This is a genomic window from Aliivibrio salmonicida LFI1238 (assembly GCF_000196495.1).
GTDB lineage: Bacteria > Pseudomonadota > Gammaproteobacteria > Enterobacterales > Vibrionaceae > Aliivibrio > Aliivibrio salmonicida.
The window spans coordinates 1,144,990-1,163,061 of the sequence record NC_011312.1 but is presented as its reverse complement, the minus strand read 5'-3'; the positions used below and the strand labels follow the sequence as shown (position 1 = coordinate 1,163,061).

Below are 18,072 nucleotides of genomic sequence, written 5' to 3'. Positions count from 1 at the left end.
AATCTTGGTAGATAATAGCGAAGATAGCACAACAAAGTGGTCAGCTTTCCTATAAGTCGTTAAAATCCGACGTAGATTATCTTTAATGGTTCAAATTTATGTCACAAAACCACGTTATACCAAAGAACAACATAACCAATGCTGTCTTAGAATGGAATGAGTCTGGAACACCAGTCTCCAATGATTTTGATGATGTGTATTTCTCTAATGATAATGGGTTAGAAGAAACACGCTATGTCTTTTTACAACAAAATCATCTCCTGCAAAGATGGCAAGAGTGTGACTTACGTCGTTTTGTTATTGGCGAAACGGGATTTGGGACGGGTTTAAACTTCCTTGCCGTGTGGCAATGCTTTAAAGAATTTCGCGCCCAATACCCTGATGCACCACTTAAAGAACTTCATTTTGTTAGCTTTGAAAAATTTCCAGTCACTAAATCTGATTTAGTTAAAGCACACCAAGCATGGCCAGAGTTGGCCGAATTCGCAGAGCAACTACATAAGTATTACCCTGCCGCCGTTCCTGATTGCCATCGTTTAGTACTAGAAGAAGGCATGATAACACTCGATCTCTGGTTTGGTGACATAAAAGATTGTATGCCTCAAATTTGGATGGATGATCACGGTATTATTGATGCATGGTTCTTAGATGGTTTTGCGCCAAGTAAAAACCCTGAGATGTGGAACCAAAATCTCTTCGATAATATGGCAAACCTCGCGAAAGAACACTGTACTTGTGCAACATTCACTTCTGCGGGCTTTGTTCGTCGAGGATTAATAGAAGCAGGCTTTGACATGAAAAAAGTCAAAGGATTCGCTCATAAACGAGAGATGATCGCAGGCACATTAACGGAACGAAAAGCAAAAGCAAATCACGCAGTTTGGTATGCCCGAACGACTCCGAAAGAGGTTACTGATGTCGCTATTATCGGTGGAGGCGTTGCCAGTGCTGCACTAGCTATGACGCTGCTTCGTCGTGGTGTAAAAGTGACGGTGTATTGCAAAGATGAAAAAGCAGCACAAGGTGCATCAGGCAATCAACAAGGCGCGGTTTACCCTCTATTAAATGAGAAATATAATTCACTTTCTCGCTTTTTTGCTCCCGGGTTTATTTTTGCACGTCAATTCATTGAACAAGCCGCTGAACAGGTCGAATTTGATCACGATTGGTGTGGCGTAACTCAACTAAAATGGGACGATAAATCAGAAAAAAAACTCAACAAGATGCTTACTGCCCATTTTCCAAATGAATTAGTCACAGAATTAAACAAAGAAGACACCAATCTACACGTTGGGTTACCTATTAACATGGAAAGTGTTCATTATCCTCTTGGTGGATGGCTTTGCCCAAAACAACTCACTCGTGGGTTATTTGATCATTTTGCTGCCAACCCATTATTTACCTTACACTGTGATTCAGAAGTAACCTCTCTTCAACAAAGCAATGATAAACAATGGCATGTGTTATTAGGCGATAGCGTACATCCACATCAAACCGTCATTGTCGCTAATGGGCATCGTTTCACTGATTTTGAACAAACGAAAGATATCCCTGCGACCGCAGTTCGTGGGCAAGTGAGTCATATTCCCACCACTGAATCATTGAAAAAACTCAACACCGTATTGTGCTATGACGGTTACTTGACACCAGAAAACACCAAATACCAAACTCATTGTATTGGAGCGAGTTACGATCGTCGTGATTTAGATTTAAAATTTAAAGAATCAGACCAAGTTGAAAATGGTGAGCGTTTACATAAATGTATTCCTAACGAAGTATGGCCAAAAGAAGCAGATACAAGCTCAAACCAAGCTCGTGTTGGTATTCGCTGCGCCAGTCGTGACCACTTGCCCTTCATTGGTAATGTCGTTCGATTTGAAGCGATGCAGGAAGAATATAAGAACCTTTATAAAAAGCGTCATTGGCAGCGCGATGCAAAAGAGATCCCTATCTATGAAGGTTTATTCTGTATGTTGACGCTGGGTTCTAGAGGCTTAAGCTCGGCTCCTTTATTAGCGGAAACCTTAGTTTCTCAAATAATGGGCGATCCAATCCCATTGCCTAATTCAGTGCTTGAAGGTCTACATCCGGGAAGATTATGGGTAAGAAGGTTATTGAAAGGAAAACCGTTGGATATTTAAGAGAAAGGAAGAGCCGATTTTAGCTCGGTCGCAAGCTCTCTTACCCGTTTCAGGGGAGTTCGTTGTAAATGATAAACTCATAACGAACTCCTCTGATCACAGCTACCTAAATCTTGATCTTTTACTTAATAGAATCAGCCAAGTGGCTCACCGCTAATGCAAAATAATGCGAGCGATTCCAATCCATTAACACTTGATAGTTATTATAAACAAGGTAAGCACGACCATCATTATCGTCTGGTTGCACTAACCATGCTTCTAACTCAACATTAGGTAACGACTTTCCATTTAAACGACGAACCCCTAATGCCCCCCATTCAGAGAGTAACTTTCCTTTATCTTCAGAAAGTCCCTTTAGGGCTTCGGCATCAAAAGCATCAGGCAATGTTACCTGACGACCCCAAGTATACGTATCATCCCAACCCACTTGTTTTAAGTAATTCGCCGCAGAAGCGAACACATCGGCATGAGTCGTCCAAATATCTTTACGACCATCATCATTGCCATCAACAGCATAAGCCAAAAATGACGTTGGCATAAACTGGCATTGCCCCATTGCACCTGCCCATGAACCTTTCATGTTTTCAGGGGTAATGTGACCTTGTTCTAAAATGGTTAATGCCGCCATTGTTTGCTTTCTAAAAAAGGCTTCACGGCGACCATCATAAGCCAACGTAGTTAATGCTTCTATCACATTATAACCCCCCGTTAGCTTACCAAAATTACTTTCAACACCCCATAATGCGACGATAAATCGAGGTTGAACCCCATATTCTTTGCCAATTCTAGTAAGCACTTCATGGTGTTTTTGATATAAATCGTTCGCTTGTTTTATCTTCCACTTTGGTACTGCTCGTGGAATATATTCATCTAGTGTTAATTTTTTTTCTGGCTGATTCCGATCAGATTTAACCGCTTTTTCTTTAAAAGCCACATTTTTAAACGCTCGTTCTAAAATAGGCTCTGAAATACCATTCTCGCGCGCTTCATTTTTTAAGTTAACGATATAATCCTGGAAATCCCCTTCAGGCGTATTCGCAGATACGCTTGTGGCCATTAACAAACTGACTATCCCTAGCAGTAATCTTTTCTTCATATTATTTCTCGTTTCGTTTGGCTTTATCTTGCTTGTATTTCTCAAGCAAATTTTCAGGAGGTGGCGGTAATTGTAAAAAATAGCCGTCATTTTTTAAAGAAACTTCTACTTTTTCAATATCAACAGAGGCTAATTTTCTGCCTTCTAAATTTACCACCATAACCATTTTTGGCGTACCAAACATTGTCATCAATTCTTGAGGTACTGGAGAAAAATCATCTTTTTTCTCAATATAAAGATAAGCACCTTGCTTTTTAGAGCTTTTATAAATCGAACAGTACATTTTAGAACCTAATATTGATAGAGTTGATATTGCTCCCAATCCAGAAGTCTCTTCTCCTGTCTATTTGATGAGAGCCTTGTTAGAAAGTACACTTAAGACAATAAGATAACTTGCTGTGTGGTCAAACTGACTATAACATGGTATCAGATTTGTGGTATTAAAATTACCGTCTGAAAATCTGAATATTCATAACAGCGAAGATACCGAGAGCATGACAAAAACAGCCGATTTAAAGGGCAGTAATTTCACCCTTTCAGTATTACATTTACCTAATGATGACATCACTCAAGCCCTTAGTATGCTTGAGCAAAAAGTAGCACAAGCGCCTTCTTTTTTTGCTTCCGCTCCAGTGGTCATTAATATTGAAAATGTATCGAATGAAATTAATTTTGTTGACCTTAAATTAGGTGTAGAGCGCACAGGTATGATCCCTGTTGGCATTACTGGTTGCAAAGATAAAGAAAAGCAAGCGCAGGCAACGTCTGCAGGTTTTGCGGTAATGACTTCTTTTACACCTCAGCAAGTAACACAAAAAGCAAATATGCAACCAACGAAAGTGGTAAGAACCCCTATTCGTTCTGGACAACAAGTGTATGCCAAGGATGCTGACCTTGTGATCTTAAATCATGTAAGCCCTGGGGCCGAAGTTATCGCCGATGGCAGCATACATATTCACGGCACGTTAAGAGGCAGAGCAATTGCCGGTGCCAGTGGCCAAAAAGAAGCAAAGATATTTTGCAAAAATTTACAAGCGGAGCTGATATCCATTGCCGGAAATTATTGGCTAAGCGATCAAATTAACAAAGAGTATTGGCATCAAAATGTCATGGTCACTATGGTTGAAGACCATATTAAGATCGATACCCTAACGTTATAGCACAACATAAAAGGAATAATAAAATGGCACGTATTGTCGTTGTGACTTCTGGTAAGGGTGGCGTAGGTAAAACTACTTCCAGCTCTGCCATTGCATCGGGGCTTGCTCTGGCTGGCAAGAAAACCGCGGTAATTGATTTTGATATTGGCTTACGTAATCTTGATTTAATCATGGGTTGTGAACGTCGCGTTGTTTACGATTTTGTTAATGTTATTAATGGTGAAGCAACGCTAAACCAAGCATTAATTAAAGATAAGCGCGTAGGTAATTTATTTATCCTTCCTGCGTCTCAAACTCGTGATAAAGATGCATTAACCAAAGAAGGCGTTCGTCGTGTTCTTGATGAGTTAATCGCAATGAACTTTGATTTCATTATTTGTGATTCTCCAGCAGGTATTGAAGCTGGCGCATTAATGGCGTTATATTTTGCGGATGAAGCCATCATTACCACAAACCCTGAAGTATCATCTGTTCGAGATTCTGACCGCATTTTAGGTATTTTAGACTCTAAATCTCACCGTTCAGAAGAAGCTTTAGAGCCAGTAAAACAACACCTATTATTAACTCGCTATTGCCCAACACGTGTAAATCAAGGCGAAATGTTAAGTGTGGGTGATGTTGAAGAAATTCTAAATATCCCTCTATTGGGTGTGATTCCAGAAAGCCAATCAGTATTGAATGCATCAAACAAAGGTGTACCAGTAATTTTTGACGAAGAATCAAACGCAGGCTCTGCATACCAAGATGCAGTTGACCGTCTGTTAGGCAAGGAAGTTTCGTTCCGCTTCTTAGAAGAAGAGAAGAAAGGTATCTTTAAACGACTATTTGGAGGTTAAGCATGGCACTGCTAGAGTTTTTTAGACCACAAAAAAAAGCCACTGCTAACATAGCGAAGGAAAGGCTACAGATCATTGTTGCTGAACGCAGGAATGGAGGTCCAGCACCTTCGTATTTACCACAACTTAAAGAAGACATTCTTAAAGTAATTAGTAAATATGTTAACGTAAGCCCTGATATGATCACGGTTTCACTAGAACAAAAAGAAGAAGACCTCTCAGTATTAGAGCTAAATATCACTCTGCCAGAAGACGATAATTAAACACTATTTCGTTAATCAAAGTCTATAAAAAAGGTGACCTATCAGAGTCACCTTTTTTGTTTCTGTTTATTGAGATTAGCTTTTATCTAACACCGCCATAAAGCGCTCAGCAAGCAGCCCTTCTCTCCACTCTTTTAATACGTCTGGTTTTAAATCAGGGTGACTGTTTTTCTTCCATTTCCAAGACAATAATTGATTAAGCTGTTTTTTAGACGCTAAAAACTCAGGCATCAAACCCGATTGATCAGAGGCCGCTTTTACTTCATCTTTTAACAACTTAAAAATTTGCTTATAGCCCGGATAATCCATTAATCGTGTTAACGTTTCTGGATATTCGTTTTCATTTAGCTCATCTGCAAGGTATGTGAAACGCAATAGTTTTCCACCATGACGTTGAACCTCTCTCGAATCAAACTCTTCTTTTAGCATTTGCTCTTTACTGCGAAGTCCAAATCGAGCTAATTTCCATAAGTTTAATTCTTGTACAACAAAGTTAACCGCCAAATCGCGCTTTCTTGCTTCTTCTAATCGCCATTGTGCTGCCATTTTTAAAATAGCTAACTGCTTACCATTTAACTGCCAAGCATTTTTAATATCTAAATACGCTTTCTCAGGATCAGGTTGTTTTTCACGTTTTTTAACCGCAAGTAACGATTCTTGATACGCTGCTTTTTCCCACTCTGTTTGAGCTAATTCTGCTTGTAGTTTCTCAAACAATGGTAATAAATAATGCACATCGGCTGCGGCATAATCCAATTGTTTATCTGATAAAGGACGCGCCATCCAATCAGTACGAGATTCACCTTTATCGAGATCAACACCTAAATAATCAGACACTAATTTCGCAAAGCCTGTCGACAAACCATAGCCTAAAAATGCCGCCATAATTTGAGTATCAATCATTGGTGTCGGCATACAGCCAGCATAATGTTGAAATACTTCTAAATCTTCACCACAAGCATGAAGAACTTTTGTCACACTTTCGTTTTTTAATAAATCCCAAAGCGGCGTTAAATCATCAATTTCAACAGGATCAACTAATGCTAATGTTTCACCATCAAACATTTGAATTAAACCTAAACGTGCATACAAAGTTCTCGTACGTACGAACTCAGTATCCAGCATTAAAAAAGGTTTATTACTTGCCTGTTGGCAAATTTCAGCTAAACGTTGGCTGTGTTTAACGATTTCAAATTCCACAATTTCTTCCTTAAAAATCTGTAACGCTTCTATTAATTGGTCTAAGGCAAGATAGCTTAACGTTAGAAAAACTGTAAGCGTGCGGGGAACTACACCTAACAAATAAAATTCATTATGCGTATCTTACGATCTTTCATTTAACGAGAACGTAATTATGCAAAAAGATAAAAAGAGAACACCAGAGCAATGGCACGCTCTATTTGAATCTCAGCAATCTAGCAAGCTTAGTGCCGCTGAATTTTGTCGTAACCATAATATTCTGCCAAAGACATTTAGTGCACGTAAAGCACGATGGAAACAAAAGATTAACATTGCCAGCTAATACTGAACCTCACTGGATAGGACTCTTATTAAAAGGGTATCAATCATGAATGTATTTACTGATGTTTCCACCATTTATCTTCATCGTGATTTTGTCGATTTTCGCAAGGCCATTAATGGCCTTGTCGTGATTGTTGAGCAAGAAATGCAACTATCACCGTTTAGTGATGCTCTATTTATATTTTGCAATAAGCCTCGTGATAAACTCAAAATATTGTATTGGGATAAAACAGGATTCGCTTTATGGTACAAGCGATTAGATGAAGACCGCTTCAAATGGCCACGAAATATAAATAACGATACGTTAGCATTATCAGAGCAGCAACTGACACTGCTATTACAAGGTTTTGATATCTTAGGACATCAACCGGTACATTATCAAACAACCCTTTAAATAGTTGATTCTCAGTCAAGAATAGGAGGCAACCGATTGATTACCTGTATTATCGTTATATAGTCATCTACATGATTGATAAAATAAAACCACTTCCTGATACCATTGACGAGCTGAAAGCACTTGTGCTTCAGCTTGAAAATAAATATAACCGTCTTCTAGAGCAATTTCGACTGGCTCAACATCAGCGCTTTGGTAAAAGCAGTGAATCTGACTCGACTCAATTTGATTTATTCAATGAAACAGAAGAAGAAATCATCATTGAAAATGATGACACACAAACGATTACCTACACTCGTCAAAAGCCAAAACGCCAACGCTTACCTGAAGACTTACCGCGTACTGTTATTATCCACGACATAAAAGATAAAACTTGTAAGTGTTGCGGTCTAGAGATGCATGCGATGGGTAAAGACATCAGTGAAAAGTTGGAATTTGTACCAGCTAAAGTGGAAGTTATTCAACATGTTCGTCCTAAATATGCTTGCCGAAATTGTGAAAAAAACAATACTTCAGTAGACATTAAACAAGCCCCAATGCCAGCGTCACCAATCCCTAAAGGGATTGCGACCGCAAGTTTACTTGCTCAAATTATTACGGCTAAATTTCAATACAGTCTTCCACTTTATCGTCAAGAAACGTTATTTCAGCAATGGGGTATCATTATTGGACGGCGAACGATGGCGGATTGGTTAATAAAATGCTCGGTACTATTTACCCCTCTTAATAACGAGTTACATCGTATTTTGCTTGAACAACCCACTCTGCATTGTGATGAAACAACGGTAAATGTGTTGGATGTTGAAAAAGCAAAATGTTATATGTGGGTCTACTGCTCTGGCTATGATTCTCCAGGCTCTGGTGTTTTGCCTGGAATTGTACTTTATGATTATCAATCTAGCAGGCATGGCTACCATCCAGTTAACTTTTTAAAAGGTTATAACGGGTATTTACATACCGATGGTTACCAAGGTTATGAACAAACTGAAGCGATTTTAGTTGGCTGTTGGGCACACGCACGTCGACGATTTATTGAGGCTCAACGTGTTCAAGTAAAAGGGAAAACAGGGAGTGCAGATTGGGTATTGAGTAAAATCCAAAAGCTATACCGGATCGAATCGTTATTAAAAGAGGCTTCCCCTGAAGCCAAGTATGTTGCTAGGCAGACAGAAGCCCGCGATTTACTTAAAGAGCTCCGTGATTGGCTTGATAGCGCAGTTAGTCGAGTATCACCTAAAACAAAATTAGGTGAGGCGATTAGCTATACATTAAATCAATGGGATAAATTAGTTCGTTATATTGATGATGGATTGTTATCTATTGATAACAATCGAGCAGAGCGAGCGGTTAAACCGTTTGTTATCGGCCGGAAAAACTGGTTATTTTCGGGTTCAACGGCTGGTGCAGATTCAAGTGCAATGCTTTACAGCATTGTAGAAACAGCAAAGGCAAACGGATTAATCCCTTACGATTATATTAGGTATTGTCTAGATCGTTTATGTGTTGGATCGCCAGATATCGATTCACTTTTACCTTGGAATGTAAAAGACAAGGTGTAGTTCCCCGCACGCTTACGAAACAGATGACGTTATTGCAGTAGAAACAAAAACTGCATAATAAAAATAGAACGACTCTGTTTTAAATAAAAAAATGCCAGTGATTGTTAACTCAACCACTGGCATTTTTTATGTCTATTGTATCTGATTTACTTTTGCATGATATTTGTCATCATTGTGATTTTTATACCACTGTTTTCTTTACTGCCGCTCGTTTCCCTAAGAAATAACCTAAGCCTAAAGGAGCAAAGAAAATAGCCAAGATGAACAAGATAAAATAAATGATCGTGCTCTTAATCAAATCAATCACTTTATCCATCGCAAGCGTTAGTACATCTTGTGAGACTTGGTCGAGATCTTGAGTGAACTTCTCACGCTCTTGAGAGACAATTACTGCAATCGCTTTACGTTCTCTCTCTACCATATTAACCAGTTCTTGGCGCTCTCTTGCTACCATCGCTTCCAAAGCGATACGCTCTGCACTTAACTGGTTTAATTTATCATCTGTTTTATTGTCTAAATCATCCAATAATGGCTGTAATTGCAAACTCATTTGTTCTGCTAAATTTTGCATGTATTCTGGATTATTATTAACAAAATCTTGGAATGACTCCGATGTGTTTCGTAAGCTTTCCATTGTTTTATTAATGTCATCACCATTCAGATTGCTGTTCATCGCGATAAGCTGCGCTTTCCATGTCATGATTTTTGGTGTTTGCTCAGAGACTAAACTAAGTTGATCGGAAACATCACCAAGCGCTTCTGGCATTGAACCAAGCGTTGCTACCGCTTCTGTCTCATCAATATTTTGATCGGCTAGCCATGCTTTTAGAGCTGGGGTTCTTCTCATGGCTACGCTATCAAAGGGATGCTCTGCAACAAATTGTGCAATAAAGTCTTTTGCTTCATTAAATTCAGAACTTGGTAATAGCTTCTTTGCTAATGCCTCAATGTCGATATGCAGTAATTGACTCGTTTTAAAATCAATATTCCCTTCAAACACGTCGGCACCCTTCCCATCATCAGAAAAGAATTGTTCCATTTGAGCGGCAAAGACCCATGTATCAATTAACGATATAGTCGGTGACACTTGATACGCTGCATGTTGTAGCCCCTCTTCTGCGTGTATTTTCCACAACAAGACATAAGATTGATGCAAGGTATCGTCTTTCGGATACATCGCTGAGATTTCGTCTGCGGCGGATTCAACTTCACTAAAGAAATGCTTACTGTATGCACGAGTTAAAATACGCGTATTTAACTCCGCGGTTGTTAGAGGTACCGATTGGGATTCAATTTTCAGTTCCAGTAAAGAACACCCATTAAGTACAAATAGAGATAGAAATATAGAAAAGAATTTTGAGGTGTGTTTCATAAACAACCCTACCTAGCCAAATTATTATAATTAAGAATAGATAGGGTAGCATTTTGTAAAAAACAATTAACTTAGATAGTTAATATCTACGATAAAAATACCGCTATTTTCACATTTATTACATGAACAAATACATACCATCTATGATTCAGAAGAACCTAAACGGCGTGTTAATTGATCTTTTAGGTTAGGAGGAGTGCCCTTAATGGTTAATGTATCGGTTTCTGGATCGTAAAATACACGCTCCCCCAATAACATCGCATCAAAATTCAATGACAAACCACCACCAGCACCCACAAACTTAGTCAGCTTACGTAATGCCGTACGATCAACAGGAAAAGACTCTTCTAACTCATAACCCTGCTCTTCAGCAAATTGATAGAAATTAGAACCAGATTCCGATGTCGGTAATTCACCTGATAATTCTTTTACCGTTAACTCTTCACCAGCTTGTAATTGACCATTACAGTAATCATATACTTGCTTACGGTACTGTTGTTTTTCTTCTTTCTCTAACCGTTCATCAGCACAGAAATCTTCAACGGCTTGCATTAATACTTGGTTTTGAACCTTCGTATCCATACCAACATCTGCTTGTAAGAAATCTAAGAAGAAGTCAGATACTTTGCGACCCACTCTACCTTTAATAAAAGTAAGGTACCGATTAGAGTCTGAATCTGTTTCCCATGTTGATAAATCAATACGCGCTGCGATATCCATTTTCGCAATATCAAGATAATCAGTCGCACTGATATTCAGCTCATCAGTAACTTTCATGCTCTCATTTGATGGCAAAACTGCCACAAATAAATATTCTGTTGCTAAAGATTGGTACTCTGCGATAACGAGGATACCTTCTTCTGCAAATGGGTATTTGATCAGCTCAGATTTCAGCTTTTCCGCTGATTTATTACTAAACTCTAAAAATGGGGTTTCATTCTTACGAACAGAACCTAACCAGTGACCAAATTCACTTTCAGTCTTGAAAATACCAAAACCTTTACCTGCTTTTGAATTAAACACTCTGTGCAGCTCAGAAACTAAGGCTTCAGTAAATTCTTCATTCTCAAGAAGTTGATTTCGTAGACAAACTTCAAGCTCATCTTGCTCATTTTTTACTAATTTATGTAAAATTACGTTTGAAAGGATTAAACTCATAATAGAAAAGGTTTTTAGTTGACGTACATAGTAGGTTATCATAAGCCGCTTTCACTATCATTAACTGAAAAGACTTATGGCTATTACTTCGAAATACAGCAACAAACAAATTGAACAAATGTTAACAGAGATGGTCGATGTATTAGATAAACATCGTGCTCCTGCAGATCTATCTCTAATGTTGGTTGGTAACATTGCGACTAATGTACTAAACCAAGAAGTGCCAGCAGAACAGCGTAAAATTATCGCTGAAAAATTTGCTCAAGCGCTGCTTAGCTCATTAGATATTCCAAAAACTCACTAAGAGCGAGAATTCAATTCACATGGTCGATAGCGGAAATACATACGGCGATAAAGTGTCCAAGTTAATTACTTGGGGCCACTGGTTCAGCTTTTTCAATATCATTGCAGCAATGCTTATTGGTTCGCGTTACATTTCGCAATCACCATGGCCTGAAACTCTTCTCGGTCAGACCTATCTGGTTTTAAACTGGATAGGTCATTTTGGTTTTCTCGTTTTTGGATTCTATATACTTGTTCTGTTTCCCTTAACGTTTATTACCCCATCTCAACGATTAATGCGTGTGTTGAGTGTCATCATTGCTACTGCAGGCATGACCTTATTACTGCTTGATACTTACGCTTATCAAAACCTTCATTTGCACATAACCCCCTTAGTCTGGGATATGCTGCTAAATAATGATAAATCAAACTTAAATACCCAGTGGCAATATTTATTTATTGTTGTACCCGTTATTTTCTTATTGCAGCTATCTCTGTCTGAATGGGTATGGAACAAACTACGTAAATTGGCCCATAAACAAGTCGGTCGCCCTTTTGCCATCTTATTTTCAGTTGCCTTTATTGGTAGCCACCTAATTCATACTTGGGCAGATGCATCTGCTTATGGCCCAGTAACAGCACAACGCGCGACTTTCCCACTGTCTTATCCAATGACGGCTCGCTCATTCTTAGAGAAACATGGTTTTATTGATCGTGAAGCGTTAGCAAAACAAATCGAAGACGAAGGAACAGGTGGCGCAACAGAAGCCATGCGATACCCTCTTGAACCGATCAAATTTAAAAGCAAGCAAAAAGAGTATAACCTTCAGATTATTATGGTCGATAGCCTAAGAGCCGATACGCTAAACCATACTGACACTCCAAACCTAACTCGCTTTGCTCAAAATAATTTAAATTATAATAATCACTACAGCGCCAGTAATAATCCAACCAGTTTATTTGGCTTGTTTTATGGATTACCAGGCAGCTACGTTGATAACTTCCGAAACTCGCATAAAGCGTCGCCAGTATTAGCGGAATTACATAATCGTAATTATACCTTTGGTTTATTTAGTGGTGATGACTTTGACTCTTCTCTTTATAAACAGCTTATCTTCACTCATGGAGAGTTAGCAGAAAAACCAGAGAAGATGAGTGATACTAAAGCCATATCTCAGTGGAATACTTGGTTTACTCAACAAACAACAGATCAACCTTGGTTTAGCTATTTAGAACTGACTGCCGTGTCTGAATATGATGATGTAGGGTCAATATCAACAAATGCAGGTCAACATGCCTTTGAAGCTAACTACCGTAAAGCAGTTCAAAAAACGGATCAACAGCTTAAAGCAGTATTAAACACACTTAAGCAATCTCCTGACTGGGAAAAAACCATCGTAATTATTACATCAAATCACGGTATGGAATTTGATGAAACAAATAGTAACAGTTGGGGCTCAAACACAAACTTTAGCCAATACCAATTACGTGTTCCAATGCTTATTCATTGGCCTAATGCTGAACCTGAACTGATCACTACACGCTCAAGTCATCTCGATTTAACGCCAACGTTAATGGAGTCATTTCTTAGCACAACAACACCGGCTGAAAGCTACAGTAGCGGCATAAACTTATTTAGCCCTAATGATGATCGCAGTTGGTTGCTTGCTGGTGACCGACAAAACATTGCATTAATTACAGACGAAAATACCGTCGTCATTGATAAATTTGGTAACTACAAAGTATACGATGAAAATTATCAACGTCTGCGTGATGAAAAACCAAAATTATCATTATTAATGCAAGGTATTTCTGAGCTAAAACGCTTTTATCACCCAAAGAACTAACGCTTGCGAAAAGCATTAATTCTGAAAAAGTAATACACTAAAAATCCCTTTACTCATAAAGGGATTTTTTATATCTCTCTGTTTATAATTCATTTTTTCACACGAAATAGTTAAAATGCCAATAAAAGCATGAGTAATTAATAGAGTAAAAAAGACAAAATGAGTAAAAATAAAGCACAACGCACAAAAATAGAGCAGTCAATCGTTTTTTTTAATTTTATGCTTTACAAAAAGTAAGGATATTACTATTATTCACCGCACTGGAGGGATGGCTGAGTGGTCGAAAGCACCGGTCTTGAAAACCGGCAACCGTTAATAGCGGTTCTAGGGTTCAAATCCCTATCCCTCCACCACTTTCGAAATTCAGATAGAGTCTGGGTTTCAAAAAATTGGAGCGGTAGTTCAGTTGGTTAGAATACCGGCCTGTCACGCCGGGGGTCGCGGGTTCGAGTCCCGTCCGCTCCGCCAATACAACGAAGGCATTGTCTAAAGATGATGCCTTTTTTGTATCTGCTAATTATGAAATCACAATTCAAACGCCCTCTTTTCCATCACCATTATTCTCTAAAACATTATTAACGTCTTCACGATTAACCCATCAATATCCGTGTAATCGATCTTCCTTTATAAAAGTTTTAAAAATAAAACAAACGATCAAAACATTTCAAATATTTGGAAGTAGGTTGCAAAACTTCATTTAAACTATTATCAACCAAATTGTATTTATATTAGCCTATCGGTGATTATCTAAAACAATAAGGTTATATAAATACCATGAAAAAAATCATTACAACGTTAGCGGCTTTAACGGTTCTATCAACCAGCTACACTGTCTCTGCCTCTGAATGGAGTTACTCAGGTGAAACCGCACCCACAAATTGGCATGGAACCTGTCAATCAGGAGTAAACCAGTCACCGATAGATATTACTCACGCTATCGAGAGCACATTAGACCCAATTATTTTCAACTATTCAAAAGCGGGAAAAAATGTCGTCAATAATGGACATACGGTACAAGTTAATTTTGACGCAAAGCAATCCATTCAAATTGAAGGGAAAACCTTTACGCTTTTACAACTTCATTTCCATGCCCCAAGCGAAAACCTCATTGAGGGTCACTCATTCCCATTAGAAATGCACTTAGTCCATGCAGATAAAGATGGCAACCTTGCCGTTATTGGAGTGATGCTAAAAGAAGGAAAACCTAATTCTGAATTGACAAAAATATGGGCTAAAATGCCACAATCAGGGCAAGTAGATCTTGAAAATCAATTAGATCTAACGAAGCTTCTTCCTCGTGATCAAGCTTATTACCGTTTCAACGGTTCATTAACTACCCCACCTTGTTCGGAAGGGGTTACTTGGCTAGTGATGAAAAACCCTATTGAGATATCATCAGAACAGCTAGCACAATTTACAGCGCTTTATAATGGTAATAATTGTCCTACTCAAGCAATAAACGCTCGGCCGATTTTAAAATAAGACCACTCAACTCACGTAGCTATCTATTTATTACGAAGAAAAATCACTTAAGAACAAAGTAAACGTTCTGATAAGTAGTTATTTTACCATTAAAACTCTTAGCATCGCGCTTAAGTGATTTAACAAATAAGAATAAACAGATAAGTACTGGAGTTGGTATAAAACAAAAAACATTAATTTTCGCTTTAAAATCACTCGATCTGATCGAATTTAGAGCGAACGATTTTTATATTTAAAAGAATGCTTTACATGATGAGGGCTTACGCCTATTATTCACGGCGTTGGAGGGATGGCTGAGTGGTCGAAAGCACCGGTCTTGAAAACCGGCAACCGTTAATAGCGGTTCTAGGGTTCAAATCCCTATCCCTCCACCAATTTCGAAGCCCTAGCAGAAATGCTGGGGATTTTTCGTTATATAAAGTAAATTTATTTTTGGCTCGCAACCCACTTTTTCACAAAATCAATCACGTACTTCTGATTCACTGTTGCGGTCTCAGGATCAAAATCTTGATTGTGTAGGTCAGTGTTTGACAAAATACGAATACCTATAAACGGAATATTGTAAGCCTTAGCAACTAACGCAGCAGAAGAACTTTCCATCTCTTCAGCTGAAGTTTGATATGTTTTATGCAACCAGTTAATTCTCGCCACCTCGCGATTCCATTCATCAGCAGTTCCAATCACGCCCTTCACTACCTTACCTTTACCTGGGTGACTTACATTCTCGAAAGCAAAATCAACTAATGTTGGTTCAGAGTAAAATGCATCATGCTCAACTAGCTTGTTATCTTCTCTAAGACGCATAGTAACGGTAAAATTTTTCCATTTTTCAGGTTGAATACCAGCACTCGCTTCAGAAAACTCAGAGCGGTTTGCCCCCATATTGAAACTCTTTACAGCTAAAACAATATCACCTCGATACAATTCAGGATCATGTCCACCCGATGTACCTTGGTTAACAATCATACTTGGTGAAAACTTTTCAATCCCAAGTACGGTAGAGGCTGAAGCATTAGCAATACCAACTTCCGTTCTTGAGACAACCACTGGATAGCCGTCAATTGTTCCTTCCCAAAAAGTCCAAGACCCAATCGTCTCTTCTTTTTTATTTTCCAATTGAGCAACCATATACTCAACTTCAATATCCATTGCGCCTTGAAGAAGAATGGGTTGTGGCATTGCACTTGCCGAAAATGAAAACATCATAGTTAAAGCAATAAAACAACAACGAAAGCCTTTCATATATTTATACCCTGTTTGAATTACATTGTTACACGAAAATATGCGGCGGATAATACATGAATAGACAACATAAGCAAACGATTGCTTTTATCTATAAAAGAAAGATATCGAATCTATCTTTCTTTAACTAAGCTTTTTAACATCCAAACATCACAGCCATTATGTAACGTTCCATCAATCGGTTTTGGTAAATGCTCAAAACCCAAATTCTCATACAATTTAACGGCTGATTTCATACTTGAAAGTGTATCTAAATAACATTGAGTAAAACCCGCTTCTTTAGCAAAGTTTAATATTTTATCTGCCATGGTTTTACCAAAACCCCGCCCACGAGCCTCTGGTAACAAAAAGAGTTTTCTTAGCTCACAGGTCGTTTCACTGCTATCAAAAGGGGCAATACCACAACCGCCAACAACTCGCCCATTCAGCAATAGTATTAAATATCGGCTTCGATTCTTTTCATGATAATGCTTACTCATTTCAAGAACCTCATCATCTGAAGGGCCAAAACCCTCTCCTACCGCACCAAACTCAACGCCAACATTTTTGATGATGTAACAAATATCATTATCATGTTCAGGGGTTATCTTGACGATTCGATATTCCATATCTTTACTCCTTCATTTTTCATCTCATGTCATTATAGAAAAATAAAATCACTTATGTACGCGCCTCTCCACAGAGTAAACATCAATAGACAATCTAGGTCACACAGATACAAAAAAAGCGAGTAACCAAGGCTACTCGCTTTTTATAAACTACTAGGGCAATTAAATTACGCCCAACTCACGTAAACGTTCCATCAAATAACTATTTGCGGTGTGGCGTTCAGATAAAACCACATCTGGTTTAGGGTGTAAAAACAAAGGCAATGAAATACGAGATTTTGTTTTGTCAGCACCTTCAGGGTTCACAACGCGATGTGTTGTTGATGGATAATACCCTTCTGACGCTTCTTGCAGCATATCGCCAATATTAATAATTAGATTACCAAAATCACACGGCACATCTAACCATTCGTTTTCTTTTGTCTTAACTTGCAAACCTGGTTCATTAGCGGCAGGAAGTATCGTTAATAAATTGATATCTTCATGTGCACCAGCACGAATAGCACCAAGCTCCTCATCGCCTTCTAACGGTGGGTAATGAAGAATACGAAGTAAGGTCTTATCACTCTGCTCAACCATGCTAGAAAGCGATTGAGAGAATAACTCAGACACGTCTGATGGTGAGTGCGCTTCAACCCAAGAAAGCAATTCTGATGCTAAAGTATTCGCATTATCATAATACTCTTGAATTTGTGCTTTCAATTCAGCAGGACATTGCCCTGTAGGGTAGTAATGGAAGTATTCTTTAATGTCTTTTTTTGTATGACCTTTCGCAACTTCAGACACTGAGGCTGGGAAAAAACCGTCTTGCGTGTCTACATTAAACTGAAAATTTTCTTTCTCTTCACTATTAAAGAATGAATACCAATTATCGTAAATACTTTGTACAAGATCTTGTTGAATTGGATGATTTTTCAGTACACCAAATCCCGTTTCTCTTAATGACTTAACAAACAGCTCTGCTGCATTTTCAGCAGTGTAATCGATCGCTTCTAATTTCATAATAATTATCTTATTGTTGGCTGACTGGTTTCTATTATTTGTTTCTTATAATGTATTGTTAAATTGTATTAAGATGCGTAGATGGCCTCAAGCGCTAATATCTAAAAAC

Annotated in this window: 18 protein-coding genes and 3 tRNA genes; 13 read left to right on the top strand and 8 right to left on the bottom strand. The window is 38.4% G+C overall.

Features of this window, described 5'->3' with window-relative positions:
* The first annotated feature begins 98 nt into the window (after positions 1–98).
* Entirely contained in the window at positions 99–2,141 is a 2,043-nt protein-coding gene (gene mnmC, locus VSAL_RS05865; RefSeq protein ID WP_012549825.1) for a bifunctional tRNA (5-methylaminomethyl-2-thiouridine)(34)-methyltransferase MnmD/FAD-dependent 5-carboxymethylaminomethyl-2-thiouridine(34) oxidoreductase MnmC, read from the top strand.
* 121 nt (positions 2,142–2,262) lie between these two features.
* Here the strand turns inward: mnmC and VSAL_RS05860 are convergent, their stop codons facing one another.
* Both VSAL_RS05860 and VSAL_RS05855 read right to left on the bottom strand, forming a co-directional pair.
* Complete coding sequence (locus tag VSAL_RS05860) at positions 2,263–3,237, bottom strand: lytic murein transglycosylase (protein WP_012549824.1); 975 nt, start codon at positions 3,235–3,237, stop codon at positions 2,263–2,265.
* A 1-nt stretch (position 3,238) separates the two neighbouring features.
* The gene (locus VSAL_RS05855) at positions 3,239–3,520 is read right to left on the bottom strand and encodes a YcgL domain-containing protein (protein WP_012549823.1); all 282 of its coding nucleotides are present in this window, start codon (positions 3,518–3,520) and stop codon (positions 3,239–3,241) included.
* 211 nt (positions 3,521–3,731) lie between these two features.
* Between VSAL_RS05855 and minC the strand changes: the two genes are divergently transcribed.
* From minC to minE, 3 genes are read left to right on the top strand one after another with little or no spacing between them, the layout of a single operon-like run.
* Entirely contained in the window at positions 3,732–4,397 is a 666-nt protein-coding gene (minC, locus tag VSAL_RS05850; RefSeq protein WP_012549822.1) for a septum site-determining protein MinC, read from the top strand.
* Positions 4,398–4,420: 23 nt separating this feature from the next.
* A complete protein-coding gene (gene minD, locus VSAL_RS05845) occupies positions 4,421–5,233 on the top strand; it encodes a septum site-determining protein MinD (protein ID WP_012549821.1) in 813 nt (270 codons plus the stop codon).
* A gap of 2 nt (positions 5,234–5,235) precedes the next feature.
* Positions 5,236–5,496: a cell division topological specificity factor MinE gene (minE, locus tag VSAL_RS05840; RefSeq protein ID WP_012549820.1), complete on the top strand. Its 261-nt coding sequence runs from the start codon at positions 5,236–5,238 to the stop codon at positions 5,494–5,496.
* Between the two features lie 75 nt (positions 5,497–5,571).
* Here minE and rnd read toward each other — a convergent pair whose 3' ends face one another.
* Positions 5,572–6,696 (bottom strand): ribonuclease D, encoded by a 1,125-nt coding sequence (rnd, locus tag VSAL_RS05835; protein ID WP_012549819.1) that lies wholly within the window; start codon positions 6,694–6,696, stop codon positions 5,572–5,574.
* A 154-nt stretch (positions 6,697–6,850) separates the two neighbouring features.
* On the opposite strand from rnd, the gene tnpA reads away from it, so the two are divergent.
* From tnpA to VSAL_RS05825, 3 genes are all read left to right on the top strand, one after another.
* Complete coding sequence (gene tnpA / locus VSAL_RS22695; protein ID WP_231850883.1) at positions 6,851–7,018, top strand: IS66 family insertion sequence element accessory protein TnpA; 168 nt, start codon at positions 6,851–6,853, stop codon at positions 7,016–7,018.
* A 45-nt stretch (positions 7,019–7,063) separates the two neighbouring features.
* Positions 7,064–7,411 (top strand): IS66 family insertion sequence element accessory protein TnpB, encoded by a 348-nt coding sequence (gene tnpB / locus VSAL_RS05830; protein ID WP_012548924.1) that lies wholly within the window; start codon positions 7,064–7,066, stop codon positions 7,409–7,411.
* 71 nt (positions 7,412–7,482) lie between these two features.
* Positions 7,483–8,970, top strand: coding sequence for an IS66-like element ISVsa2 family transposase (locus tag VSAL_RS05825; protein ID WP_012549818.1), 1,488 nt, complete (start codon positions 7,483–7,485; stop codon positions 8,968–8,970).
* A gap of 181 nt (positions 8,971–9,151) precedes the next feature.
* On the opposite strand, the gene VSAL_RS05820 is transcribed toward VSAL_RS05825, so the two are convergent.
* Both VSAL_RS05820 and yejK read right to left on the bottom strand, forming a co-directional pair.
* Positions 9,152–10,342 (bottom strand): hypothetical protein, encoded by a 1,191-nt coding sequence (locus VSAL_RS05820; RefSeq protein ID WP_012549817.1) that lies wholly within the window; start codon positions 10,340–10,342, stop codon positions 9,152–9,154.
* Positions 10,343–10,483: 141 nt separating this feature from the next.
* The gene (yejK, locus tag VSAL_RS05815) at positions 10,484–11,500 is read right to left on the bottom strand and encodes a nucleoid-associated protein YejK (RefSeq protein ID WP_012549816.1); all 1,017 of its coding nucleotides are present in this window, start codon (positions 11,498–11,500) and stop codon (positions 10,484–10,486) included.
* Between the two features lie 76 nt (positions 11,501–11,576).
* On the opposite strand from yejK, the gene VSAL_RS05810 reads away from it, so the two are divergent.
* The 6 genes from VSAL_RS05810 to VSAL_RS05785 all read left to right on the top strand — a co-directional run bounded on the left by VSAL_RS05810 (position 11,577) and on the right by VSAL_RS05785 (position 15,485).
* The gene (locus VSAL_RS05810; protein WP_012549815.1) at positions 11,577–11,804 is read left to right on the top strand and encodes a YejL family protein; all 228 of its coding nucleotides are present in this window, start codon (positions 11,577–11,579) and stop codon (positions 11,802–11,804) included.
* Positions 11,805–11,823: 19 nt separating this feature from the next.
* The gene (locus VSAL_RS05805; protein WP_012549814.1) at positions 11,824–13,629 is read left to right on the top strand and encodes a DUF3413 domain-containing protein; all 1,806 of its coding nucleotides are present in this window, start codon (positions 11,824–11,826) and stop codon (positions 13,627–13,629) included.
* A gap of 262 nt (positions 13,630–13,891) precedes the next feature.
* Positions 13,892–13,982, top strand: a tRNA-Ser gene (locus VSAL_RS05800).
* Positions 13,983–14,020: 38 nt separating this feature from the next.
* Positions 14,021–14,097, top strand: a tRNA-Asp gene (locus VSAL_RS05795).
* 306 nt (positions 14,098–14,403) lie between these two features.
* Entirely contained in the window at positions 14,404–15,111 is a 708-nt protein-coding gene (locus VSAL_RS05790) for a carbonic anhydrase (protein WP_012549813.1), read from the top strand.
* A gap of 283 nt (positions 15,112–15,394) precedes the next feature.
* Positions 15,395–15,485 (top strand) — tRNA-Ser (locus tag VSAL_RS05785).
* Between the two features lie 52 nt (positions 15,486–15,537).
* Here the strand turns inward: VSAL_RS05785 and VSAL_RS05780 are convergent.
* The 3 genes from VSAL_RS05780 to VSAL_RS05770 form a co-directional block, all read right to left on the bottom strand.
* Positions 15,538–16,353, bottom strand: a complete 816-nt coding sequence (locus tag VSAL_RS05780) for a 5'-methylthioadenosine/S-adenosylhomocysteine nucleosidase (RefSeq protein ID WP_012549812.1) — start codon at positions 16,351–16,353, stop codon at positions 15,538–15,540.
* Positions 16,354–16,466: 113 nt separating this feature from the next.
* Entirely contained in the window at positions 16,467–16,961 is a 495-nt protein-coding gene (locus VSAL_RS05775) for a GNAT family N-acetyltransferase (protein ID WP_012549811.1), read from the bottom strand.
* Between the two features lie 162 nt (positions 16,962–17,123).
* The gene (locus tag VSAL_RS05770; protein ID WP_012549810.1) at positions 17,124–17,963 is read right to left on the bottom strand and encodes an isopenicillin N synthase family dioxygenase; all 840 of its coding nucleotides are present in this window, start codon (positions 17,961–17,963) and stop codon (positions 17,124–17,126) included.
* Between the last annotated feature and the right edge of the window lie 109 nt (positions 17,964–18,072).